We start from the raw sequence: 23,565 nt of genomic DNA, 5'->3' as shown, positions 1-23,565 counted from the left end.
TATTTATGTCTGACACCTCGGTAATCCCCGGTTCCCACCTCGTCCGCAACCTCTTCGAGGACCTGCTCGGACGCGATTGCAACGTCAGCCCCGGCCCGCCGATGACCGCCGAGGACCTGCCCGGCGGCACGATCGCCATCTACACCGACAGCCACCAGCAGATCTTCGCCGTGATGGGCATGCAGCTGGAGCTGGCGGCCAACGTCGGTGCGGCGCTGGGCCTGCTCCCGGCCGGCGCGGCCGAGGACAGCATCGACGACAAGAAGCTAGCCCCCAACCTGGCCGAGAACGTCTTCGAGCTCTTCAACGTGCTGACCTCGCTGCTCAACCGCGAGGGCGGCCCGCACGTGAAGCTCTACCAGGTGGTGTATCCGGGGATGCCGCTGCCGAACGACGCCCGCGCCCACTTCCTCGCACTCGGCCGCCGCCTCGACCTGATGATCGAGGTGAACCGCTACGGCAAGGGGAAGTACTCGTTGTCGTTCGCGCCGTAGGTCAGGATCAAGAGCGGTCAAGCCCGAGGTCAAGCCCAAGGTCAGGTACAAGTGGTAGCCCAGGACGGTATTCGGCCCGCCGATACCGTCCTGGGCTATCACTGACTGGTTAGCCGCCGGTGAGGTGGACGACCGCGGCGACGGCCTTGTCGACCAGGCCGTCCAGGGCCCGGGGGAGCATCGCGATAGCGGTGCCGGACAGGGTCAGGACCAGCAGGATCTTGGCCGGGAAGCCGAGCTGGAACGCGTTCAGCGCCGGCGCCACCCGATTGAGCAGGCCGAACGCGACGTCGGTGAGGAACAGCACCGCGATCAGCGGGCCGGCGATCTGCAGGGCGGCCAGGAACATCTCGGCGATGCCCGAGAGCAGCAGCTTGCTGAAGGTCTCCATGGAGATGTTCGCGTTCAACGGCAGCGCCTGGTACGACTGCAGGAACCCGCGCAGGATCAGCTGGTGCCCGTCCGAGGCGAACAGCAGCGTCGCCGCGGTCAGGTTGTAGAACCGGCCGAAGATCGAGCTCTGGTTCATCGACAGCGGGTCGAAGGCCATGGCCAGGGTGAACCCGCCGAACACATCGATCAGGTCGCCGGCGGCCTGGATGGCGGCGAACAGCATCGCGGTGATGAAGCCCAGTGCCGCGCCCACGAAGACCTGCAGCGCCGCGCAGGCGATGATGTCCGGCGTCTCGATCGACGGCAGGTGGCCGCGCAGGTACGGCGTCATCGGCAGGGTGATGGCGATGGACAGCAGCACCTTGACCTGCGCCGGAATCATCCGGTTCTGGAATGGCGGGCAGATCGCCAGCCACGCGCCCGCCCGGACCGCACCCAGCATGATCGAGAGCAGTTCGGCGATGGGTACGTCCCAGTTCACCCGTAGCTCGCCACCAGCGCCGTGATAACCAGGCCCCAGCCGTTGACCAGCACGAACAGCAACAGTTTGAACGGCATCGCCACTGTCACCGGTGGCAACATCATCATGCCCAGCGACATCAGGGACGCCGACACCACCATGTCGATGATCAGGAACGGGATGAAGATGACGAAGCCGATGATGAACGCGGCCCGGATCTCGGACAGCACGAACGCCGGGATCAGCGTGGTCAGCTCGACGTCGTCCTTGTTCTTCGGCGTCTCCTGCTTGGACACCTTGACCAGCAGCGCGACCTCGTCCTCGCGGGTGGTCCGCCACATGAACTCGCGCAGCGGTTTGACGCCGTCGCGGAACGCCTGGGACTGGCTCTTGTCGCCTTTGAGATAGGGCTGCACGCCCTGCTGGTTCACCTGCGACACGGTCGGCGACATGATGAACAGGCTGATGAACAGGGCCAGCCCGGCCAGCACCTGGTTGGGCGGCATGCTCTGCAGCCCGAGCGCGTTGCGGGTGATCCCGAGGACCATGAACACCTTGGTGAAGCAGGTGCACAGCAGCAGCGCCGCGGGCGCGACCGACAGCAGGGTCAGGCCGAGCACGATGACCAGCGAGGTGGCCGGCTTGCTGCCGTCGGGGTTGGTACCGCCGATGTCGATGTTGACGTTGGGCGAGGCGGGTGGGGTGGGCGGTGCGGGCGCGGCCATGGCCGTGTCCGGCAGGAGGATCACTCCCGCGCAAAGGGCTAGAACAAAGATCCAGAGGGTACGCCGCATATCAGCGCCTCGTCGTCCGGTCGCGGAGGAAGTCCATGGTCGAGCGCCACACCTTGGGGGACAGCGCCGAGCCGTCCAGCCGCCCCGGAGGGACGAAGGTGTCCGCCGGAAGGTCGACCGCGTCCCGCTTCTCGTGCGGGTGCGCGGCCTGCTTCTGGAACACCGCCAGCTCGGTTTCGCCGAGCAGACTGACCTGTTGATCGGTGACGCCCAGGATGAGCGCCCGATCGGCCACCTGGACCACTGTCACGGCCGCGCCCCGGGCCAGCTGCTGCCGGTTGAGCACCGACAGCGTCCCCGTCCCGCGGCCGCCACTCACCCCGCGCCGGGCCACCTTGGCCAGGCCCCACATCAGGCCGAAGACGACCAGGAGGGAGAAACCGATCCGCAGGGCGAGTTCGAACAAGGGGTCACTCCCGTTCGCTGCCCGGGGCGACGATCTCGGTGATCCGGATGCCGAAGTTCTCGTCCACCACGACCACCTCGCCGCGCGCGATGAGTCGGCCGTTGACCAGCAGGTCGGCGGGGCTGCCGGCGGCCCGGTCGAGTTCGACGATCGCGCCGGGGGAGAGCGACAGCAGCTCGCGTACGCTCATCCGGGTCCGCCCGAGCTCGGCCGAGACCTCCATCTCGACGTCGTGCAGCATGTCCAGGCCGCCCCGGATGGCCGCTGCGCCTGGTGACCGCGCGGCCATCCCGCCGCCACCGCTCTCGCCGTCGGCCGGCCACGGGCTGAGCGCCAGCGCCACCACGGCCCGGGTCTCGCCCGCGTCCAGCAGGGGCACGGCCACCGCGTCCGGTTTGGCGGCGATCGCGCTGAGCGCCACGCCCGGTTCCATCAGCTGACCGGGGTCGAGCACGGTGGGCCCGAACACGCGGGCGGCGGCCTCCAGCGCCGGGCGTACCGCCGCGGTCAGGTCGAGCTCGCCGAGCGGGCTCTCCTTGAGCGCGTCGGCCAGGTCCTGGCCGACCACGACCACCACCTCGCCGGTGGCGGCGCCACTGAACTTGGCGGTGATCGCCTGACCCTCGGTCAGGGTGTCGGTGGTCGCCGCGATCGGCTCGCCGGCCACCAGTTCACGGCTGGTGGGCAGCACGGCCAGGGCGGCCTCGGCGGCGGTCCGGGCCAGTGCGAGCTGGGGTGCGGTGATCGTCGGCGCGGTCATCGACGGCCAACCTCCTTCGACGGGGCCTCCGCGGGCGTGGGCACGATCAGGCACGCGAGCCGGGCGCCCTGGTTACCGGGGACCGCGTGGGCGAACACGGTCTCGTTGACGGTGACGTCGAGCGGCAGGCTGGTCGGGTGGCTCAGCGGCACGACGTCACCGGGCCGCAGATCCACGATGTCATCCGTACGCATACGAATGGGCTGGAATCGGACGGCTACGTCGATCGGCGCGGCGGAAAGCCCGGCGGTCAGGTTGCGCTGCGAGGAGTCGCGGACCATCCGTTCCTGGGCGGTGAGCTCGATCTGCTCCTGCTTCTCGAGCACGGGGAGGATCGTGTTGTACGGCAGGCAGATGCTCGCCACGCACTCCTCGGTCCCGATCTTGACGTCGAAGGAGGCGATGACCACCGCGTCGCTGGGCTGGTGGGCCCGCAGGAACTGGGCGTTGTACTCGATCTCCCGCAACTTGGGCGAGATGTCGACCAGGGTCTCGAACCCGTAGCGCAGCTCGCCCAGCATCCGCTCGAGCAGGCCGCGCAGCAGCGGCATCTCGACCTCGGTGAGCGGGCGTTCGGGCTGGGCCCCGCCGGGGCCGCCGAGCATGTGGTCGATCGCGGTCATCGCCGCCGACGAGGCCATCTCCATCAGCACGGTGCCGGGCAGCGGGTCGATCGTGACCATCGCGATCACCGTCGGGTTCTCCAGCGCGGACACGTACTCGTCGTAGTTCAGCTGCTCGATCGAGGCCAGGGTGACGCTGCTGACGACGCGCAGCCGGGTGGTGAGCAGGTTGCCGCAGCTGCGGGCGTACGTCTCGAAGCAGATCTGCAGCGAGCGAACGTGCTCGCGGGACAGTTTGATCGGCCGGCGGAAGTCGTACAGGGTCGGCCCGCTGCCCCGGCGCGACATCTTGCCCGGCGGGCGCGCGGCGGTGGAGGTCACATAACCCATAATCGCGTCATTTCACCCCTTCCCGCGCCGCAATACGCAGAATGGGCAGGTCCGGTGTGACCGGCCTGCCCATCCGCGTGCTTTGCCTTACTGCGTCACGAACTGGGTGAAGTAGATGTCCATCACGGGCGACTCGGTCGCGCCCTCGACGGTGTACGCCTTCTCGATCTTCGCGAGCAGGTCCGCCTTCTTCGCCTCGCGGCCCTTCTCGGTCTCCAGCTCACCGATCTTCAGGCCGGTGTACTCGTCGATCGCCAGGTCGATGGCCTCGGCGATGTCCGGTGCGGTCTCGCCCGCCGCCTCGGTTAGCTGCAGCGTGAAGCCCAGCTTGAGGTAATGCGCGTCGGCCAGGTTGATCGTGATCGCGTTGTCCATCGACACGACCGCGCCCTTCACCGGCGCCGGCTTGGCCTCGGCCTTGTCGCTCTTCAACATGAAGAACGCCCCGGCACCACCGCCGCCCAGGACGACCACCGCGATGATGATGATCAGCAGCAACTTCTTGGACTTCTTCGGCGCCTCGGCCGCTTCTGTCTTCTCTTCAGCCATCTCCCGGTCCCCCTGTCTCAGTCAGTCGTGGTGGTGGTGGTGGTCGTGGTCGTGGTGCCGGCCTTCTGTTCGGCCGCGGCCTCGGCGGTCGTAGCGCCGGCGTGCAACTTGCTGTCGTCGCCCGCGGCGGCCGGCAGCAACGCCGCCTGCTCGGCGGTGAGCTGGGTCAGGACGACGACGTCGACACGGCGGTTCATCGTCACCGACCTCGGGTCCTTGGGGCTGATCAGCGGCTTGGTGTCGGAGAACCCGACCGCGCTCATCCGGTCCTTGGGCAGGCCGTGCCCGGTCAGGAAACGCACCACGGTCGAGGCCCGGGCCGCGGAGAGCTCCCAGCCGCTCGGGTAGTACGTCGTCGTGGCCTTGAGCTGGTTGGTGTGCCCGTCCACCTCGACGCTGTTGGGCAGCTTGGCCAGCGCCGGCGCGATCGCGTCGAGGATCTTCTCGCCGCCGGGCCGCAGGTCGGCCCGGTTGCCGTCGAAGACCACCTCGTTGGTGATCACGGTGATCACCAGGCCGCGCTCGTTGATGGTGAACTTGACCTGGTCGCGCAGCTTGGCCTTGACCAGGGCGTCGGTCACCTTCTCCTCCACCTGCTTGAGGTTCTTGGCCTCCTTGGTCGCGGCCTCGGCATCCTTCGACGCCTTCAACCGGGCCTCGGCCCGCAGAGCGGCCTCGACCGCCTGCTTGTCCTTCTGGGACATGTTCTCCGTGCCGGTACCGCCGTCGCCGGGGTTGACGCCCGGGTCGATCGGCACCACCGACGTCGAGTTGCCGGATCCGTCGAGTGTCGCCGCCGAACCACTGAACGCGGCGCTCTGCGCACCGAACCCCTCGGACAGGCCGGCCGCCAGCTCGGCGAACTTCTTCTGGTCGACGCTGCTCATCGAGAACAGCACCACGAACAGCACGAACAGCAGCGTGAGCATGTCGGCGTACGACACGAGCCAGCGCTCGTGGTTGACGTGCTCCTCGTGCTCCTCGTGACCGCCCTTCTTCTTCTTCGCGCCCCCGCCGCTACTCATGTCAATCTCCGCTTCGCTCCGGTCGCCATGAACGACTCAGCTGTGTCTGGTGGCCTCGCTGCGCTCGCGCGCAGATCACGCGGCCTTCTTGGTCGATGCCGCCGCCTCGGCCGCCTTGGCCGCGTCCGGGGGAAGAAGGGAACGAAGCTTCTGCGCCACCAGGCGCGGGTTGGAGCCGGCCTGGATCGCCAGCACGCCGTCGATCACCAGCTCCATCTCGTCGACCTCGATGCCGGACAGCCGGTCGAGCCGGGCCGCCATCGGGAGGAAGATCAGGTTGGCCGAGAGCACGCCCCACAGGGTGGCGACGAACGCCGCGGCGATGGAGTGACCGAGCGACTCGGGCTTGTCCAGGTTCTCGAGCACGTGCACCAGGCCCATGACCGTGCCGATGATGCCGACGGTCGGGGCGTACCCGCCCATGTTCTCGAACATCTTCTTGCCGGCCTTGTCGGCCTTCTTCTTGGCGCCGATCTCGGCGTGCAGGATGTCGTGCAGTTCCTCGGGGTCGGTGCCGTCGATGGCGAGCTGCAGACCACGCTTGAGGAACGGGTGCTGGACGGTCTTGACCGCGTCCTCCAGGGCCAGCAGGCCCTCCCGGCGGGCCCGCTCGGCCAGCTTGACGACCTCGTCGACCAGCTGGGTGGGCGGGGCGACCTTGGCCAGCAGCGCCCGCTGGAACGACTTGCCGACGCCGATCGCGTCCTTCAGCACGCCGCCGGCCATGGCCGCCATGAACGCGCCGCCGAACACCAGCAGCATCGACGGGATCAGGATGATCGACGCCGGGTTACCGCCCTCGAGGATCTGGACGGTGAACACGATGACGACGGCAACGACGATGCCGACAATGCTTGCGATGTCCATCAGCGGTCCTTCCGGTGCAGCGGGAGCACGACGGCGTCCTGCTCGACGTTGTCCGAGACCGCGGTGGCGGGCTCACTTTCGAGGCGGCTCGCCTGGGCGATCAGCGAGGCGCGGTAGTGGCGTACCGAGTCGATGAACTCGGGCACGGATTCGGAGATGACGTACTTGGTGCCGTCGACCAGCGTGATGACCGTGTCGGGCGTGCAGTCGGCTCGCTCGACCAGGTCCGGGTTGAGTGCGAACACGGCACCGTTGATGCGGGTTACGAGGATCAAGACGTCCATCCTTGGTCAGTCATGTTGCGGCTGGTTGGGCCATCCGTAGCCCGTCAACTGGTCCATCGGCCCGCTGTCGGTTGCCGATGAGCGCGCAATGGTCGCTGTTGGGGTGCGACCTGCGGTATTCGCTGGGAACAGACAGAGGCCGGAGTCGGCAGAGATAGCCCGACCCCGGCCTATGCCGGTGTTGCCGCCCGACCCGCGCTGAGCCGGGCCACGCATCCGATTTATCGTTTCAGGTTGACGAGCTCCTGGAGGATCTCGTCGGAGGTGGTGATGACCCGGCTGTTGGCCTGGAAGCCGCGCTGGGCGATGACCAGGTTGGTGAACTCCTGGGCCAGGTCGACGTTCGACATCTCCAGCGCGCCGCTGGTGATCAGGCCCAGACCGGCTGAGCCGGCTGCGCCGACCTGAGCCAGACCCGAGTTGACCGTGCTGCGGAACATCGAGTCGCCGATCTTCTCCAGGCCGTTGACGTTGTTGAAGTTGGCCAGGGCGACCTGGCCCAGGGTCTGCTTCAGGCCGTTGGAGAAAACACCGACGATCTGGCCGGTGTTGGACACCGTGTACGAACTGAGCACACCGGCCCCGGACCCGTCCGAGTTGCTCACCCGGGCCTCGGTGTTGCCGCTGTACTGGGTCAGATCGTGGATGTCGAACGTGTACGCGCCCACCGTCACCTTGCCGGTGTCCTCGCCGGTGTCCAGGTCGGGCGTGCCGACCGCCTTGCCGTCGGTGAACGTGATCGGCTGAGTCGAGCCGTCCGGCAGCGTCAACGTCCACTCGGTGGCGGAGGTCTTCTCGAACTCCACCACCATGGTGTTGGCGGCGCCGGCGGCGTCGTACACCTTGACCGGGATCTCCTTCTTGGTGCCGATCACCGCCTCGTTGGAGAAGTTGCCGGTCATCGTGATGTTCTCGGTGATCTCGGGCGAGAGGCTGATGCCGATGGGCAGCTTGATGTCGCCCGGTGCGCCCGAGGTGTTGACGTTGCCGTCGCCGTCGCCACTCCAGCCCTGCACGATCTGCCCGTTGGGCGTGGTCAGCGAACCGTTGGCGTCGAAGGTGAACGAGCCGGCCCGGGTGTAGAGGGCCTCGCCGCCGCTCTTCACCACGAAGAAGCCGTCACCCTGGATCATCATGTCCGAGGACTTGCCGGTGGTCTGCGCCGCGCCCTGCCCGAAGTTGGCGTTGATACTGGCCAGCCGCACGCCCAGGCCGACCTGGGCCGGGTTGGTGCCACCGGACTGGTTCTGCGGCGCACCGGCCGCGTTGACCATCTGCGACAGGGTGTCCTGGAAGACGGTCTGGCTGGACTTGTAACCGGTGGTGTTGACGTTGGCGATGTTGTTGCCGGTGACGTCCATCATCTGCTGGTGCGCGCGGAGTCCGCTGATGCCGGAGAACAGGGAACGCAGCATGGATCAGGCTTCCTTCGTGGTGGAGGTGGCGGGGTCGGAGGTTTCCTGGACTTCCGTGACCTTCGACAGCTCCACATCCATGTTCCCGACCGTCACGGTCGGGCCGCTGTCGCCGTTGAGCTTGGTCTTCGTCACGACGCCGGTGTGGCTCACGCCGTCCGCGTCCTGATAGGTGACAGTGCGGCCGACCAGCGCGCTGGCGCCGATCAGCTGCTGGGCGGAGAGCATGTCGGCGATCTCGCCGAGCTTCTCCACCTGGGTGAACTGGGCCGTCTGAGCGAGGAACTGGGTCGAGTCGGCCGGGTTGCTCGGGTCCTGGTACTTCAGCTGGGCCACCAGGAGCTTGAGGAACGTGTCCTGGTCGCCGAGCTTCTTGTCGGTGCCGGCGTCGGTGGTGGACTTGTTGGTGTAGAGCGACGTCGACTTGGCGGCCGTGTTGTCGTACTGGTTGCTCACGTTCCCGCTGATCGGCGAGGTCATGACCGTTCCCCCTGACGTTTTGGCGGCCTACTCCCTGGTTTTCGGCCACTCGCGCCATCCGCTTAGGTCACGATTTCCCCGGGGGTGATGGGTGGGTCGTGAGTGAGAAGACTGAACAGCCAACCGCGCAAAAACTGAAGAAGGCCAAGCAGGAGGGCCAGATCGGGCGCAGCCAGGACGTGGGCGCCTGGTTCGGCATGCTCGCGGCCAGCGTCATGCTGCCTCGTACGCTCAGCTCGGCCATGGACCACGCACGTGAGCTGATGGCCAAGATCCCCGACGTGATCCAGGATCCGGACCCGGCCATCGCCCTCGGCATCATGAAAGACGGCCTGATGAGCGCCGCCTGGGCGGTCCTGCCCCTGTCGCTGACCATGATGGCGGTGGGCATCGCCGCGGCCGGCGCGCAGGGCGGCATCCGGGTGGCCACCAAGCTGTTCATCCCCAAGTTCAACCGGCTGAACCCGCTGCCCGGGATCAAGAAGATGTTCGGGCCGCAGTCGCTCTGGGAGGGCACCAAGGCGCTGATCAAGACCGGGGTGCTGGCCGGCGTGCTCTACATGACGATGAAGGACATCGTGCCGCTGCTGATGACCGCCGGCCGGCTCCAGCTCGGCTCGCTGCTCGGCGTGATCAACGGCGCGGTGCTGAACCTGATCCGGTCGGCCTCGGTGGCCGGCATCGTGATGGCCGCGGCCGACTACTTCGTGGTGCGCCGGCGTACCAACAAGCAGCTGCGGATGACCAAGGAGGAGGTCAAGCAGGAGAACAAGAACACCGAGGGCGACCCGCACGTGAAGGCCGCGATCCGGGCCCGGCAGATGGCGATGGCCCGCAACCGGCAGATGGCCGACGTGCCGACCGCGGACGTGGTGCTGGTCAACCCGACCCACGTCGCGGTGGCGTTGCGCTACGAACCGGAGAAGGGCGCGCCACGGGTGATCGCGAAGGGCACCGGGCCGATCGCCGCCAAGATCCGGGAGTTGGCCACCGAGCACCGGATCCCGCTGGTGCAGGACGTGGCGCTGGCCCGGGCGCTGGAGTCGTCGGTGGACGTGGGCATGGAGATCCCGGCCGACTTCTACGGCGCGGTGGCCAAGGTGCTGGCGTTCGTCATGAGCCTGAAGAAACGGGGATCGGCAGCCGGGGTGCATCGGAACCCGAACCCCACACCAGCCGCCGCATAAGCGAAATTTCCCCACATCACTGCCGGTTTCGGGGCACCATCGGTGGTGAGGGGAGGAGGCCGTGGAAAAACGGAACCTCAGCAAGTTCGCCGTGCCCGTCGGGGTCATCGGCATCATCGTCATGATGGTCGTGCCGCTGCCGACCTTCCTCCTCGACCTGCTCATCGCCACCAACATCACCGTCGCCCTGCTGGTGCTGCTGGTCTCGATGTTCGTGCAGAGACCACTCGACTTCTCGATCTTCCCCGCGCTGCTGCTGGTGCTGACCCTGTTCCGGCTGGCGTTGAACATCAGCGCCACCCGGCTGGTGCTGCGCGACGGCGACGCCGGCAAGGTGATCCACGCGTTCGGCGACTTCGTGGTCGGCGGCTCGCTGGTCATCGGCCTGGTGATCTTCCTGATCCTGATCATCGTGCAGATGGTCGTGGTCACCAAGGGCGCCGAGCGGGTGGCCGAGGTGGGCGCCCGCTTCACCCTCGACGCCATGCCCGGCAAGCAGATGGCCATCGACGCCGACCTCAACGCCGGCCTGATCGACGAGGCCGAGGCCAAGAAGCGCCGCGCCGACGTGGCCGCCGAATCCGACTTCTACGGCGCCATGGACGGCGGCTCCAAGTTCGTCAAGGGCGACGCCATCGCGGCCATCATCATCACCGTCATCAACCTGGTCGGCGGCTTCGCGGTCGGCATGCTCCAGCAAGGCATGTCGCCCAGCGACGCGATGAACCAGTACAGCCTGCTGACCGTCGGCGACGGACTGGTCTCCCAGATCCCGGCGCTGCTGCTCTCCGTCTCGACCGGTCTGATCACCACTCGCTCGGCCACCAGCGGCGACATGGGCTCCAGCGTCACCCAGCAGCTCAGCCAGAACAGGCTGGCGCTGCGCATCGCCGGAGGCGCCGCCCTCGCCCTGTGTGTGATCCCCGGGCTGCCCAAGGTCCCGTTCCTGATCATCGGCGTGGTCACCCTGGCCATCGCCCAGCGCGTCAAGGACCCCGAACCCGAGCCGGAACTGCCGATCGGGGCCGAGGACGTCGACCGCCCGGCCCCCGACTCGCCCGAACAACTGCTCGGCGAGATGCGGGTCGACCCGTTGGAACTGGCCCTCTCCCCCGACCTGGTCGACCTGGTCGACACCAACGGCGGAGACCTTCTCGACCGGGTACGCGCGCTGCGCCGCAAGATGGCCCTGGAACTGGGCCTGGTGATGCCGCCCGTACGTACCCGCGACGACCTTGATCTTCCGCTCTCCTCCTACGCCATCCGGATCAGCGGCGTCGACGCGGGCACCGGACAGGCACCACCCGGAACGGTCCTGGCCATCGGCGACGGCCTGCAGGCCCTGCCCGGCCGGGCCGGCGTCGAACCGGTCTTCGGGCTGGCCGGCAAATGGGTACCGGCCGAGCTGCACTACCAGGCCGAACTGTCCGGCGCGACAGTGGTCGACCGGGCGTCGGTGATCATCACGCACCTGGCCGAGGTGGTCCGCACCAACGCCAGCCGGCTACTCGGCCGCGAGGACGTCCGCCAGCTCACCGAGATGGTCAAACGCACCCACCCAGTGGTCGTCGAGGAGCTCACCCCGGCCCAGCTCAGCCTGGGCCAGATCCAGAAGGTGCTGCAGGCCATGCTGGACGAGGGCGTACCGATCCGCGACCTGGTCCGCATCTTCGAGGCGCTGTCGCTGCGGGCCAAGACCTCGCCCGACCACGACGGCCTGATCGAGTCGGCCCGGTCCGCGCTCGGCCCGGCCATCGCCGCCCAGTACGCCCAGCACGGCCGGCTCACCGTGATCACACTCGACCCGATGCTCGAACAGTCGCTGCTCGAGTCGCTGCGACCCAGCGAGACCGGTGCGTTCATGGCCATCGACGGGATGCGTGCCGAGGCCATCGTCAGCGAGGCCGCCCGGCTCGTCGAGGCGGCCGAACAGCAGGGCGTCACACCGGTGCTGGCCTGCTCACCGCAACTGCGGCTGCCCCTGATGCGGCTGCTCAAGGCCGGCACGCGCCGGATCCAAGTCCTCTCCTACACGGAGATCTCAGGTTCCACCGCACAGATCGAGACGATGGGGGTGGTGAACGGTGCCTACGCGGGTGCTGCTTGAGGGGCCGGCCATCGAGCCGCTGCTGGCTCAGGTCCGCGAGGAGTACGGCTCCGGGGTGCGGATCATCTCGGCCGACAAGGTCCGTAGCGGTGGCTTCGGCGGCTTCTTCGCGAAGCAGCACTATGAGCTCTCCGTTGAGGTGCCGGACATCACCGACGACAGGAAGACAATGCCCCAGCGCAAAGCCCCAGCCATGGAACGGCCCAAACCGCCGCCCCCGCCACCCGCGCGCGAGGAACCGCCGCAGACCCTCGAGCAGCTGCTGGAACGGGCCGAGGCCAAGGACCGGATCGCGCCTGGCGAGCAGAAACCGGCGGCCCGGCCCAAGCCGGCGCCGGCCGATCGACAGACCGGGCGGGACGCGGGCATCGGTGACCTGGAGGCGGCGAGCAAACGTGACCTGTCCGACAACGCGGCCGCCTTCGCCGAGCTGATGGCCGGGCTGGACGCGGCCAACCACATCGCGACCTCGGCCCACCGGCCGGCGCCACGGCCCAAAACCGAGGACAAACCCGACACCCCGACGGTACGGCCGTTCCGGCCCGCCACGGCCACCGAGGCGCCGGTCAACGCGCCACTTCGGCCGCTGCCGCCCGTACCCAGTCTGGCCGAGCTGATGGGTGGCCTCGGAGTGAGCGAATCGCAGAGCTCGGCCGCCCCGCGCCCGTCGTCGGCACCGCCCGGACCGGGCCGGACGGCGGCCGATGCCTACGGCCTGAACCAGACGCTGCCGCCGCCGAAGACGCCACCGACGCCGCCTCCGCCGCCTGCCGCCCCGGAACCGGCCACCGAGCCCGCCGCCACCACCGAGGCCGGCCCGGAGCCGGCGGCCGCGGCCGTACCCGGAACCGACCTGGTGCTGCGCCCGGCACACCCCGACCCGGTGGTGATGAACCTGGTCTCGGTGGGCATGCCCGAGTCGATGGCGGCCCAGATCACCGGCGGCGACACGTACGCCGGGGTGCTCACCGCCCTGGCCTCCCGCCCCGCCGCACCGGCCGTGCCCGACGGCGCCGGCGAGATCCTCGTCCTGGCCGGCGACCTGTCGAGCACCGTGCCGATCGCCAAACACCTGCTCGACCAGGCCGGCATCGACCCCAACCACCTGCTGCTGGCCGGCACCTCGGCCACCGGCACCGGCCTGCACTCCTCGCGCGTGCTGCGCACCCCCAAGGAAGCGTCGTCCCGGGCGGACAAGCTGCAACACAGCACGGCCGCCTGGATCGTGGTGATGGACGCCCGGATCGGCGCCACCGACCCGATCTGGGTCAACGACATGTGCGACGCGATCGGCGCCACCGCGCTCTGGGCGGTCGTCGACGCCACCCGCAAGACCGCCGACACCGCCCGCCACCTGCGCGCCCTCGGCGACGTGGAGGCGCTGGTGGTGCACAGCGTCGAGCTGACCTCCGACCCGGCCACCGTGCTCGGGCTGGACCTGCCGATCTACTCGCTGGACGGCAAGCCGGCCACCCCGCACGCCTGGGCCGCGATGCTCTGCGCCCGGATCGCCGCGGACGTCACGCCCCAGCTCGCGGCCCCGCGCAGGCAGGTGCGATCCGCGCGATGATCCGTTGGTCGGTGCTGCTGTTCGCGCTGCTGATGACCGCACCGGCGGTGTACCGCTTCGTCCTCGACGAGATCGACGTCACCGAGATGCTGGTGCGTTTCCTCATCGCGGTGCCGATCGCGGCGCTGCTGCTGGCCGGCCTGCGCTTCCTCACATCGGGGTACGGCCGCACCGACGAACCGGGCACCCCGGTGACACCCACACCGGCACCGGACGGCGGCAACCCCGAAGCGTCCTAGACCTAACCGGCTAGGGCGCGGAACTTGTCGGCGGCGCCCTCGACGACCGCCTTGCCGTGGCCGAAGACCACCACCTCGAAGTCGAGGGCGGCCAGCCGGCGCAGGCTCTGGTCGGACTCGGCCCGGTCCTGGGTCATCATCCCGGGCGACCGGCGCACGGTCCGCCCGCCCGCGGCGGCGTCACCGGCGAACAACACGCCGCCGGCCCGGTCGAGGAGGTAGGAGACATGGCCGGCGGTGTGCCCGGGCGTGTGCACGGCGGTGAAGCCCGGTACCGAGATCGCCCCATCGGCGGTCAGCATCTCGTCCACCGGCGCGGCCTCGGCCGGCTTCATGAACCGCCCGATGAACCGCTGCAGCGGGGTCAGCGCCGGCGGCGGCGCCCCCTCGATCGACGGCGCGTCCAGCCGGTGGGCCACCACCGTGGCCCCGGACCGGCGGCGCAACTCGGCCAGGCCGCCCACATGGTCGGGATGCCAGTGGGTGAGCAGGATCGCGGTGACGTCGCCGATCTTGCGCCGGATCTCCTGCAGTCCCTTACCGAACTCGGCCGACCGCCCCGGCAGGCCGGTGTCGACCAGCACCACCCCGGAATCGGTCACCACCAGATGGGCGTGCACGTAGCCCAGGCTGATCTCGAAAACACCGTCCACGATCTCCCGCATGCGCCCATGCTTCCAGGTCGGACGGCCGGTTGCAGCTCGGGTGCAGCCACTCAGCGTTTCGCGCCGCGGGCCGAACTCCCCAGATGAGGGCATAGGAGGACTGGGTTGAATCGTCTGTTTCGGCTGGGGCCCGTGTTGCGGGCGCGTAAGGCCCAGGAGGACGCCGCTCGCGGCGCCGTGATCCAGTCCCGTCAGGAGATCAGGGAGGCGCAGCAGCTGGCCAAGCGCCGGGCGCTCGACCTGGCCGGCGCCGACGCGCCCACCGAGGGCACCGCCCGGGCCATGGTGGCGTCGATGGTGGCCCGGCAGTCGCTGGCCCAGAGCCTGACCAACGCGCACCGGATGATCACCGACGCCGAGGAGCTCACCCGCGAGAAGGTGGCCGAGCTGTCCGACGCGGCCAAACGCCGCCGCGCGGTCGAGATGATGTCCGAGCGCCACGCCGAGCTGGTCCGTAACCACGATCTCAAGGTCGACCAGTCGAACCTGGACGAGCTGGCGGTCACCACGAAGGCCCGCAACGCCGCCCGGGGCCTCGACGGGCAGTCCGAGGAAAGGGCCAATCCGCTGCGTACGGGGGCCGGCACGGCCGCCGACCGGGACGCCGCGAGCCGGGACGCCGCGCTCGCCGTGCACGCCACCCGCAGCCGGCCGATCGACCTCACCGACGCCGCCCAGGCGATCGCCGCCCGGCGGGGCGACCTGGCCGAGGCGGTCCGGCACGCCGAGCCGTCGGATCCCGCATGACCCTGGGCGTCACGGGAGTCATCTCCCGCATCTCGGAGTTGCAGTCGCAGCTCGGGTTGACGCCGACCGCGAACACCACGGTCAGCACCACCACCTCCGGCGGCACCACCTTCGCCAGCGCCCTGGCCAGCGCCACGTCGTCCGGTTCGAACACGTCGGGCGGGGTCACCGGCGACCAGATCGTCACGTCGGCCAAGAAGTACCTGGGCACCAAGTACGTGTTCGGCAGCGCCGACCCCGGCAAGGGGCTGGACTGCTCGGCGCTGGTGCAGCGGGCGTACAAGGATCTGGGTATCGAACTGCCGCGCAACTCGTGGCAGCAGGCCAAGGCGGGCACCGAGGTGAAGAGCCTCAAGGACGCGAAGCCGGGCGACATCCTGGCCTTCGACTCACCGGTCGACCACGTGGCCATCTACCTGGGTGACAACAAGATGATCGCGGCGCCGAAGCCCGGCGACCATGTCAAGATCCAGTCGGTGTACGAGAAGCCGACGCACATCCGCCGGATCGTCGGCACCGAGGCCGCCGCCGGGGTCGACGCCGCCGCCGCGATCCGCCCGGCCAGCCTGCAGCGTTCCGGCGAACTGTCCGGCGTCCCCTACGGCAACCTGTTCACCAAGGCCGGCGCCCGCTACGGCGTGTCACCCAAGCTGCTGGCAGCCGTGGCCAAGGTCGAGTCGGGCTACAACCCGAAGGCGGTCAGCCCGGCCGGGGCGCAGGGCCTGATGCAGCTGATGCCCGGCACCGCGAAGGGCCTGGGCGTGCACAACTCGTTCGACCCCGAGCAGGCGATCAACGGCGCGGCGAAGCTGCTGTCGCGCAACCTGAAGGAGTTCAAGTCGCTGCCGCTGGCACTGGCCGCGTACAACGCGGGCGGTGGCGCGGTGCACAAGTACGGCGGCATCCCGCCGTTCGCCGAGACCCAGGCCTATGTGCCGAAGGTGCAGAAGGCCCTGGCCGCCCTCGGCGGCTGACGCTTGAGGAGAAACCCAGATGAGTACGCCGGGCTCCGTCACCGGTCCCGACCGCCGACCGGTCACCGACGCCACGCGCCGCCCCGCCGCCCGCCGCGACGACTCCACCGGCGACGAGTTCGGCACCGCCTTGTCAGCCGAACTCGACCGCCCCACCCCCGCCCGTCCCGCCCCCGACCGCTCCACCCCCAACCACACCGCCCCTGACCGCGACCGCCTGACCCAGGACCGCTACGCCCGCAACCAGGCCGCCCAGTACACCAACGCCCACCTCCAGGCCGCCCGCGACCGAGCCGCCACCCCCACCAACCGCCCGACGACCGACCAAGCTTTGACCAACCGCGCCGCCGCCGATCGCGCCGTTGCCGATCGCTCGGCCGCCGACCGCGCGACGGCTGATCGTGCCGCTGCGGACCGGACGGCCGCTGCCCACGCGGCCGCCGACCGGGCCATCGCCGCCGACCGCGCGGTAGCGGGCCGCGCCGCCGCCGCGGATCGCGCTGCCACCAACCGTGCCGCCGCGGATCGCGCTGCCACCAACCGTGCCGCCGCGGATCGCGCTGCCACCAACACTGCCGCCGCCGATCGCGCTGCCACCAACCGCGCCGCCGCCGATCACGCCGCGGCCGACCGGTCCGCACAGGTCGGCCGAAGCGCCCGAGCCGACCACGCCCGCGCCCTCGCCGACCGTGCCGTTGCCGACCGTGCCGTCACGGATCGTGTCGTCACGGATCGTGTCGCCGCCGACCGGACCGCTGCCGACCGTGCCGCCGGCCAGGCCGACGCCCGCCAGGCCGCCACCGAACGTTCGCAGGCCCGCGCCGCCGCTCAACGGACCACCGCCGATCGCGGTGCCGCCACGTCCCCGACCACGGAGGCGAAGGCGGCGACCACCGAGACCACACCCACCGCACAGACCGATCAGGCCGCACCGACCAATCCGGCCGGTGTTACCCCGACACCGATTTCCGCGCCGGGCGTAACCACACAGAACGTCACCGGCAGCACGCCCCAGCCGTCGCCGACTGCCACGGCCGCGGGCACCGACAGCCTCACCCCGGTCACCACCGGCGCACAGGCCCCTCAGGGTGCCACCACTCAAGCACCCGGCGTCGGACAGCCCGGTCCGGCCACCGCCCTCCAGCCCGGCGTCCCCGCTGGACAGACCGTCTCACCGCTGACCGCGAACCTCCCCGGCACCGACAGTGCCGGGCGGCCGGGCGCGGGAGTCGTGGGCGCGGGGGACTCGGCGAACACAGCAGGTCCCATGGGCGCGGGTTGGCAAGGCGCGGGAGGCGCCGGCCTCCAGGGCGCGACGGGCGCAGGTCCGGCGGGCGCGGCCGGAGCCGGGCTACCGGGTGCGGGAGCTGCGGGAGCTGCGGGAGCTGCGGGCGTGGCGGACGCGACGGGCGCGACCGACGCGACGGGCGCGGGGAGTGCGGGAGCCTCGGGAGCTGCGGCTTCAGCAGGCACAGAAGCATCTGGTTCAGCAGGCTTAGGGTCAGCGGGCCCAGGAGTAGCGGGTTCTGCGGGCGCGGGCGCTGGGGATTCGGCGAGCGCGGCCGGCGCGGGTCAACCGAGCGCGGGAGGTGCCGGCTCGGCGGCCACGGGCCCGGCGGCAGCGGGAGGCTTGCGGGGTGCGGAAGGCGCGAGCCCGCAAGGTTCGGGCGGCGCGACCCCGCGAGGCACCGAGGGCGTCGGCCCCCAGGCCGGTGCCACGGTCGCCGGCGCGGCCCTGATCGACCCGTCGGCCACACCGGCGGGTGACCCTGGCGTGGCCCAGGACGTCCCCGGCACCTTGCCGCCGCCCGCCGGCTTCCAGGCCGACCTGGCAGCGCAGGCCGACGTGACGGGAGGCGTACCCGGCATCACCGGAATCGCCGCGACCGCCCCCGCCGCACCCACGGCGCCCACCGCCCCGGCCGCGCCCACCGCCCCGCCGCCGCACGTCCCGATGCCGGGCAGCCCCGCGACCCAGATGGCGATGCGCATCGCGCCGCTGCGCCTGGAGGCCGACGGCATCCACCGCCTGACCGTGAACCTGCACCCGGCCGACCTGGGCCCGGTCCAGGTGGTCGCCGAGATCCGCAACGGCCAGATCAACGTGCAGCTGTCCGGGTCCACCGACGCGGGCACCGACGCCCTGCGCAACGCGATGGACGACCTGCGCCGCGAGCTGGAGCAGTCCGGTTTCTCGAATACGAACCTCGACCTGCGCCAGGGCCCGAATCAGCAGGATCAGGCGCGGCAGCAGTTCGCGTTCCTGGACCAGGGCCGTTCCGGCGGTGGCGCCTCCGGTGGTGGCCCGGCCTCGACCGCCCCGGCCGACGTGCCCGACCCCACTCCCCAGCGCCCGAGCTCCGACGACGGCCGCCTCGACATCCAGGCTTGACGCCCCTTTGCTCTGCGCACCAATGGTGGCCTCCCCCAAATCGTCAGCATCCGGTCATCGCTTGGGCCCTGGAGCCGGGTGCCAACCCCAACCCGCAGGTGGGAGAGGGGGCGACTATCGGTGCGCAGAGCAAAGGGGCGCCGGGAGGCGGGGTCAGCTGGCGGCTATCAGCTGGCGGAGCTCATGCCAGGCCTGGTCAGCGGTGATCCGCTCGTCCAGGCCCTGCCGCAGGAACGCGGTGATCTGCGGCCACACTGCGGTGGCCCGGTCGGCCTCGGGGTTGGTGCCGGGCACGTACGCGCCGATCTCGACCAGCTCGCGCACCTCGCGGTGGGCGGCCATCATGCGGCGCAGTTCGGTGGCGTCCGACTTCTGCTGCGGTGACGTGATCTTGTTGGCGACCCGGGAGATCGAGTCGAGGGCCTGGATGCTGGGGAAGTGGCCGGCGGTGGCCAGTTTGCGGTCCAGCACGACGTGACCGTCCAGGATGGAGCGGGCGGCGTCGGCGATCGGCTCGTTGTGGTCGTCGCCCTCGACCAGGACGGTGTAGAGGCCGGTGATGCTGCCGCGGGCGCCGGGGCCGGCTCGTTCCAGCAGGCTGGCCAGCATGGCGAAGACCGACGGTGGGTAGCCGCGGGTGGCCGGGGGCTCGCCGACGGACAGGCCGACCTCGCGTTGCGCCATCGCCGCGCGGGTCACGCTGTCCATCATCAGGAGCACGTCCTGGCCCTGGTCGCGGTAGTACTCGGCGATGCGGGTGGCCACGGCGCCGGCGCGCAGTCGGACCAGCGGCGGGGTGTCCGAGGTGGCGATCACCACTACCGAGCGGGCCAGTCCTTCGGGGCCGAGGTCGTGTTCGATGAACTCGCGGACCTCGCGACCGCGCTCGCCGACCAGGGCGACCACATTGAGTTCGGCTGACGTGCCTCGGGTGATCATGCTCATCAGGGTCGACTTGCCGACGCCGGAGCCGGCGAAGATGCCGATGCGCTGGCCGCGGCCGCACGGGACGAGCGTGTCGAGCACCCGTACGCCCAGCGACATCGGCGCGTCGACCAGTTGCCGTTCCATCGCCGAGGGCGGCGCGGCCTCGATGCTGACCAGGTCACCGCGTAGCGGCGGGCCGCCGTCCATCGGCCGGCCCAGGCCGTCCAGGATCCGCCCGCGCAGGTCGGGGCCGACGGCCACGCGCAGCGGTCCGCCGGTGTTCACCACCGGCTCGCCCATGCCCAGGCCGGCGATCGGGCCCAGCGGCAGGCAGGACAGCCGCTCGCCGTCGAGGGCCGCGACCTCGGCGTACACGGCGCTGGGGCCTTCGCCGATCTCCAGCAGATCGCCGACCCGGGCCTCCAGGCCGCCGACGGTGACCCGCAGGCCGACCGCGCCGGTGACCCGGCCGCGGGCGAGCGGGCGGGCGGCGGACAGGGCCGCGTCGATGCGGGCGCGGAACAGATCGCTCACAGCCGCAGCGCCTCCCGGGCCCGTTGGACCGCCGCGGCGATGGAGGCGTCGACGGTGGTGGAGCCGGTCTCCGCGATGGCGTCGCCCGGCCGCAGCGCCGGGTCGGGCCGCAGGTGGACCGGTCGGCCGGCATAGTGGTGGTCGGCCTGGCCGCTGGCGCCGAGCAGGCTCCGGTAGTCGTCGGGATGCAGGTTGACGACGATCTCGCCCTGGTCGGGGGCGGCGGCCATGGCCCGGCGGAGTGCGTCGGCGGCGCGGTGCTCGGGGTCGTCGAGGGTACGCCCGACGATGGCTTCGGCCAGTTCGAAGGCGTGCGCCAGCACCGCCTCCTGCAGCTCCTGCAACGTGGGCATCAGCTGGGTCTCCAGACCGGTCACGGCCCGGCCGAGCGCGTTGACGGCCTGGGCCAGCGCGGCCGACCGGCGTTGCTCGTGCGCGTTCTCCAGGGCGCGGGCCCGGTCGGCCGCGGCTTCCGCCTCGAGTGCGGCGGCCCGCTGGCCCTGCGCCCAGCCCTCGGCGTACCCGGCGGTGCGGGCCTGTTGTTTGGCTCGTTCGACCGGTGCGCTGTCCATCGGCGGTTCGCGGCGCAGGTCCGTGCCGAAGCGAGCGGCCGCCGCCGACTCGGCGACGTTGCCGCGCAGCACGGGCGGGCGCTCCTCAGGCAATGAGCTCCTCCTGCTCGCCGCCGCGCTGGATCTCGATCTGGCCCGAGTCCTCGAGCGAGCGGATCACCGCGACGATCTTCTGCTGCGACTCCTCGACCATCTTGACCTTGACCGGGCCGAGCAGGTCGATCTCTTCGAGCAGGTTCTCCCGGCCGCGTTCCGAGAGGTTGCCGGTGACCTTGTTGCGGACCTCGTCGCCGACGCCTTTGAGCGCGGTGGCGAGGTCGGAGGGCTCGACCTGCCGGAGGACGAGCTGGATCGACCGGTCGTCGAGGTTGACGATGTCCTCGAACATGAACATCCGCCGGCGGATCTCCTCGGCGATCTCCGGGTTGCGGGCCTCCAGAGCCTCCAGGATGAGCCGCTCGGTGGTGCGGTCGGCGCGGTTGATGATGTCGACCAGCGGGCCGAGGCCACCGACGGTGGAGAGTTCGTCGGGCTGCAGCACCGTCGACAGTTTGCGTTGCAGGGCCAGCTCGACCTGGCGGATCACGTCCGGTGAGGTGCGGTCCATCACGGCGATGCGGTGCGCGACGTCGCTCTGGACCTCCGGCGCGAGGCCGGAGAGGATCGAGGAGGCGAGGGCGGAGGGTACGTGGGCCAGCACGAGCGCGATCGTCTGCGGGTGCTCGTACTGCACGTACGACAGCACCTGTCGCGGGTCGGCGTGGCTGAGGAAGTTGAACGGCATGTCGTTCATCGACGCCTGCAGCCGGTCCAGGATCAGGTTCGCGCGTTCCGTCCCGAGTGAGGCTTCGAGCAGTTCCCGGGCGTAGCCCATGCCGCCGACGCCGGCGTGCTTGGTGGTGGCCATGGCGTAGAACTCGTCGATGACGTCGCCCACCACCTCGGGCTCCAGCTTGCCCAGCCGGGCGATCTCGGCCGACAGCTCCTCGACCTCGGCCTCACTGAGCGAGGCGAGTACCCGCGTGGAGTACTCCTTGCCCATCCGCACCAGCAGAATCGCTGCCTTGCGCAGGCCGGTCATCGATGTCGTGCTCAATGCCGGTGTGGTCAACGTGGTCCTTCCTCAAACCGGGGGTGTCACTCACGAGCCGGAGGGTCAGCGGCCTGCTCCCAGCCAGCCGCGCAGCAGGGCGGCCATCTCCTCGGGCTGGTCCTCGACCATCTGCTCGATCTCGCGTTGCCGTTCCTCCAGCGCCTCGAACTGGCGATCCGGCGATGCCTCGATGGCCGGGCCGGGGATGGAGGCGTTCAGCGCGGCGAGCTTCTGCGCCTCCAGCGCGGCCTGCATCTGCTCCAGGTGGGCGAGTTCGGCCGGCGACAGCGCCTTGCGCTTCTTGGCCCGGCGGCTGGCCTGCCAGGCGAAGAAGAGCAGGAGCAGGATGACCGCGGCGAGCGCGGCGGTCTTGAAGAGTGACTGCTGCTTGTCGGCGGTGGCGGCGGCCGACGACTCGGCCAGCGACTTCTTGGCCGCCTCGGCGGCGGTGGTGTCGAACGGCATGGCCGCGATGGCTACCGAGTCGCCGCGGGTGGCGTCGACGCCGGCGGCCGCGCTGACCAGCTGCTGGATCTGGGCCGAGTCGACGGTGCCGGCGGTGGTGGCGTTGAGCAGCACGGCCACGGACAGCTTCTTGACGCCGCCGGGGGCGCTCTTGCGCACCTCGTCCACCTGGTTCACCGCGTTGTTGCGGGTCTGCTGGGTGTTCTCGTACTGACCGGTGCCGCTGGTGCTGGTGCCGGCGTTGCAACCCGGTCCCTGGATGTTGTCGGGGCCGAGCACACCGCCGGCGCAGGAGCCGGAGCCGTTGTTGTACGCCTCGCGGCTGATCTGTTCGGACAGCGACGCCACGGACGGGTCGGAGGTGTAGTTGCGGGATTTGACCTCGGTCTGGTCGAAGTCGAGTTCGGCGGTGGTGGTGACCACGGCGTTGCCCGGGCCGACCACGCTGTCCAGCATGTTCTGCAGGGACGTGTTGAGCCGGTTCTGGAAGGCCACGGTCTGCGAGTCGGAGCCGCCGTCGCTGCCGGTCGCCACGGCGGCGCCGCCGCCGGTGGAGAGGATCTTGCCGTCCGCGCCGGCCACCGTGACCTGGGTCGGGTCGAGGCCCTCGACGCTGGAGGCGACCAGGTGCACGATTGCCTGCACCTGCTGGCCGGAGAGGGGTTTGGTCGCCGCGGACTGTACGAGGACGGAGGCGGTGGTCTTGTTCTGGTCGTCGGCGAAGACGTCCTTCTGCGGGATGACCAGGTGGACGGTGGCAGCCTCGACGCCGTCGATCGATTTGATGGTGTTGGCCAGCTCGCCCTCCAGGGCACGCTGGTAGTTCGTGTGCTGCATGAAGTCGCTGGTGGTGATGCCCTGCTGGTCGAGCAGGGCGTAGCCGGTGTCCGACTCGCCCGGGAGACCTTCGCCGGAGAGCTGCAGCCGCAGGTCGTACACCTGGTCCTGGGGCACCATGATGGTCTGCCCGCCGTTGGCCAGTTCGTACGACGTACCGGACTTCTGCAGCGACTCGACGATCGCGCTCGCGTCCTTGCTCGACAGGTTGCTGAACAGGGCGGCGTACGACGGCTTGGACGCCCAGGTGGCGAAGAAGTAGCCGCCGATGGCGAGGGCGACGACCGCGAAGATCGTGACGGCCTTCTGGCCCGGTGTGAAGGACTTGAAGGCGTCGGACGCTTTGCGGACGGGCGCGGGGAGACGGTCCGTCATG

General features: G+C 70.1%; 25 protein-coding genes. 8 read left to right on the top strand and 17 right to left on the bottom strand.

Translation table 11 applies throughout. The features are described from left to right. The first annotated feature begins 5 nt into the window (after positions 1-5). Positions 6-494: a hypothetical protein gene (locus ACGFIO_RS39490; RefSeq protein ID WP_392835141.1), complete on the top strand. Its 489-nt coding sequence runs from the start codon at positions 6-8 to the stop codon at positions 492-494. Positions 495-603: 109 nt separating this feature from the next. On the opposite strand, the gene ACGFIO_RS39485 is transcribed toward ACGFIO_RS39490, so the two are convergent. From ACGFIO_RS39485 to ACGFIO_RS39435, 11 genes are all read right to left on the bottom strand, one after another. Continuing rightward, positions 604-1,368: a flagellar biosynthetic protein FliR gene (locus ACGFIO_RS39485; RefSeq protein WP_392835138.1), complete on the bottom strand. Its 765-nt coding sequence runs from the start codon at positions 1,366-1,368 to the stop codon at positions 604-606. Continuing rightward, positions 1,365-2,141, bottom strand: a complete 777-nt coding sequence (gene fliP / locus ACGFIO_RS39480; RefSeq protein ID WP_392835137.1) for a flagellar type III secretion system pore protein FliP — start codon at positions 2,139-2,141, stop codon at positions 1,365-1,367. Before fliP ends, ACGFIO_RS39485 begins: the two co-directional genes overlap by 4 nt. A 1-nt stretch (position 2,142) precedes the next feature. Next, complete coding sequence (locus ACGFIO_RS39475) at positions 2,143-2,547, bottom strand: FliO/MopB family protein (protein ID WP_392835135.1); 405 nt, start codon at positions 2,545-2,547, stop codon at positions 2,143-2,145. Between the two features lie 4 nt (positions 2,548-2,551). After that, positions 2,552-3,307, bottom strand: a complete 756-nt coding sequence (gene fliN / locus ACGFIO_RS39470; protein ID WP_392835132.1) for a flagellar motor switch protein FliN — start codon at positions 3,305-3,307, stop codon at positions 2,552-2,554. Beyond that, on the bottom strand, positions 3,304-4,260 hold the full coding sequence (locus tag ACGFIO_RS39465; protein WP_392835131.1) for a flagellar motor switch protein FliM: 957 nt from the start codon (positions 4,258-4,260) through the stop codon (positions 3,304-3,306). The genes fliN and ACGFIO_RS39465 overlap by 4 nt, the downstream gene beginning before the upstream one ends. An 87-nt stretch (positions 4,261-4,347) precedes the next feature. Then, complete coding sequence (gene fliL / locus ACGFIO_RS39460; protein ID WP_392835128.1) at positions 4,348-4,809, bottom strand: flagellar basal body-associated protein FliL; 462 nt, start codon at positions 4,807-4,809, stop codon at positions 4,348-4,350. Positions 4,810-4,826: 17 nt separating this feature from the next. Continuing rightward, complete coding sequence (locus ACGFIO_RS39455; protein ID WP_392835126.1) at positions 4,827-5,834, bottom strand: flagellar motor protein MotB; 1,008 nt, start codon at positions 5,832-5,834, stop codon at positions 4,827-4,829. A gap of 75 nt (positions 5,835-5,909) precedes the next feature. Beyond that, complete coding sequence (locus tag ACGFIO_RS39450) at positions 5,910-6,701, bottom strand: flagellar motor protein (protein ID WP_392835123.1); 792 nt, start codon at positions 6,699-6,701, stop codon at positions 5,910-5,912. After that, the gene (locus tag ACGFIO_RS39445) at positions 6,701-6,985 is read right to left on the bottom strand and encodes a flagellar FlbD family protein (protein WP_285685859.1); all 285 of its coding nucleotides are present in this window, start codon (positions 6,983-6,985) and stop codon (positions 6,701-6,703) included. The genes ACGFIO_RS39450 and ACGFIO_RS39445 overlap by 1 nt, the downstream gene beginning before the upstream one ends. A 221-nt stretch (positions 6,986-7,206) precedes the next feature. After that, a complete protein-coding gene (locus ACGFIO_RS39440) occupies positions 7,207-8,400 on the bottom strand; it encodes a flagellar hook protein FlgE (protein ID WP_392835120.1) in 1,194 nt (397 codons plus the stop codon). 3 nt (positions 8,401-8,403) lie between these two features. After that, positions 8,404-8,880, bottom strand: a complete 477-nt coding sequence (locus tag ACGFIO_RS39435; RefSeq protein ID WP_392835117.1) for a flagellar hook assembly protein FlgD — start codon at positions 8,878-8,880, stop codon at positions 8,404-8,406. A gap of 98 nt (positions 8,881-8,978) precedes the next feature. Here ACGFIO_RS39435 and ACGFIO_RS39430 point away from each other — a divergent pair, with 98 nt between their 5' ends. From ACGFIO_RS39430 to ACGFIO_RS39415, 4 genes are all read left to right on the top strand, one after another. Beyond that, positions 8,979-10,067: a flagellar biosynthesis protein FlhB gene (locus tag ACGFIO_RS39430; RefSeq protein ID WP_392835116.1), complete on the top strand. Its 1,089-nt coding sequence runs from the start codon at positions 8,979-8,981 to the stop codon at positions 10,065-10,067. 61 nt (positions 10,068-10,128) lie between these two features. Next, complete coding sequence (gene flhA / locus ACGFIO_RS39425; RefSeq protein ID WP_392835114.1) at positions 10,129-12,174, top strand: flagellar biosynthesis protein FlhA; 2,046 nt, start codon at positions 10,129-10,131, stop codon at positions 12,172-12,174. Then, positions 12,152-13,744: a hypothetical protein gene (locus tag ACGFIO_RS39420; RefSeq protein WP_392835111.1), complete on the top strand. Its 1,593-nt coding sequence runs from the start codon at positions 12,152-12,154 to the stop codon at positions 13,742-13,744. Before flhA ends, ACGFIO_RS39420 begins: the two co-directional genes overlap by 23 nt. Continuing rightward, a complete protein-coding gene (locus ACGFIO_RS39415) occupies positions 13,741-13,983 on the top strand; it encodes a hypothetical protein (RefSeq protein WP_392835110.1) in 243 nt (80 codons plus the stop codon). The genes ACGFIO_RS39420 and ACGFIO_RS39415 overlap by 4 nt, the downstream gene beginning before the upstream one ends. 2 nt (positions 13,984-13,985) lie before the next feature. On the opposite strand, the gene ACGFIO_RS39410 is transcribed toward ACGFIO_RS39415, so the two are convergent. Next, positions 13,986-14,648, bottom strand: a complete 663-nt coding sequence (locus ACGFIO_RS39410) for an MBL fold metallo-hydrolase (protein WP_392835107.1) — start codon at positions 14,646-14,648, stop codon at positions 13,986-13,988. Between the two features lie 105 nt (positions 14,649-14,753). Here ACGFIO_RS39410 and ACGFIO_RS39405 point away from each other — a divergent pair, with 105 nt between their 5' ends. Then, positions 14,754-15,395 (top strand): cell envelope biogenesis protein TolA, encoded by a 642-nt coding sequence (locus ACGFIO_RS39405; RefSeq protein ID WP_392835105.1) that lies wholly within the window; start codon positions 14,754-14,756, stop codon positions 15,393-15,395. Beyond that, positions 15,392-16,369 (top strand): transglycosylase SLT domain-containing protein, encoded by a 978-nt coding sequence (locus ACGFIO_RS39400; RefSeq protein ID WP_392835103.1) that lies wholly within the window; start codon positions 15,392-15,394, stop codon positions 16,367-16,369. Before ACGFIO_RS39405 ends, ACGFIO_RS39400 begins: the two co-directional genes overlap by 4 nt. A gap of 133 nt (positions 16,370-16,502) precedes the next feature. Here the strand turns inward: ACGFIO_RS39400 and ACGFIO_RS39395 are convergent, their stop codons facing one another. After that, positions 16,503-17,201 (bottom strand): hypothetical protein, encoded by a 699-nt coding sequence (locus tag ACGFIO_RS39395; RefSeq protein WP_392835101.1) that lies wholly within the window; start codon positions 17,199-17,201, stop codon positions 16,503-16,505. Between the two features lie 798 nt (positions 17,202-17,999). Here ACGFIO_RS39395 and ACGFIO_RS39390 point away from each other — a divergent pair. Next, on the top strand, positions 18,000-18,761 hold the full coding sequence (locus ACGFIO_RS39390) for a flagellar hook-length control protein FliK (protein WP_392835098.1): 762 nt from the start codon (positions 18,000-18,002) through the stop codon (positions 18,759-18,761). 153 nt (positions 18,762-18,914) lie between these two features. Here the strand turns inward: ACGFIO_RS39390 and ACGFIO_RS39385 are convergent, their stop codons facing one another. From ACGFIO_RS39385 to fliF, 4 genes are read right to left on the bottom strand one after another with little or no spacing between them, the layout of a single operon-like run. Beyond that, complete coding sequence (locus ACGFIO_RS39385) at positions 18,915-20,222, bottom strand: FliI/YscN family ATPase (protein WP_392835095.1); 1,308 nt, start codon at positions 20,220-20,222, stop codon at positions 18,915-18,917. Beyond that, a complete protein-coding gene (locus ACGFIO_RS39380; protein WP_392835092.1) occupies positions 20,219-20,887 on the bottom strand; it encodes a FliH/SctL family protein in 669 nt (222 codons plus the stop codon). The genes ACGFIO_RS39385 and ACGFIO_RS39380 overlap by 4 nt, the downstream gene beginning before the upstream one ends. Next, a complete protein-coding gene (fliG, locus tag ACGFIO_RS39375; protein ID WP_392835090.1) occupies positions 20,880-21,890 on the bottom strand; it encodes a flagellar motor switch protein FliG in 1,011 nt (336 codons plus the stop codon). The genes ACGFIO_RS39380 and fliG overlap by 8 nt, the downstream gene beginning before the upstream one ends. A gap of 60 nt (positions 21,891-21,950) precedes the next feature. Next, the gene (fliF, locus tag ACGFIO_RS39370) at positions 21,951-23,564 is read right to left on the bottom strand and encodes a flagellar basal-body MS-ring/collar protein FliF (RefSeq protein ID WP_392835089.1); all 1,614 of its coding nucleotides are present in this window, start codon (positions 23,562-23,564) and stop codon (positions 21,951-21,953) included. Position 23,565 lies beyond the last annotated feature (1 nt).

Origin of the sequence: Actinoplanes sp. NPDC049265 (assembly GCF_043197135.1) — a bacterium.
Lineage (GTDB): Bacteria > Actinomycetota > Actinomycetes > Mycobacteriales > Micromonosporaceae > Actinoplanes.
Note: the sequence above shows the minus strand (reverse complement) of the source record. Positions and strands in the feature narration are given on the sequence as shown.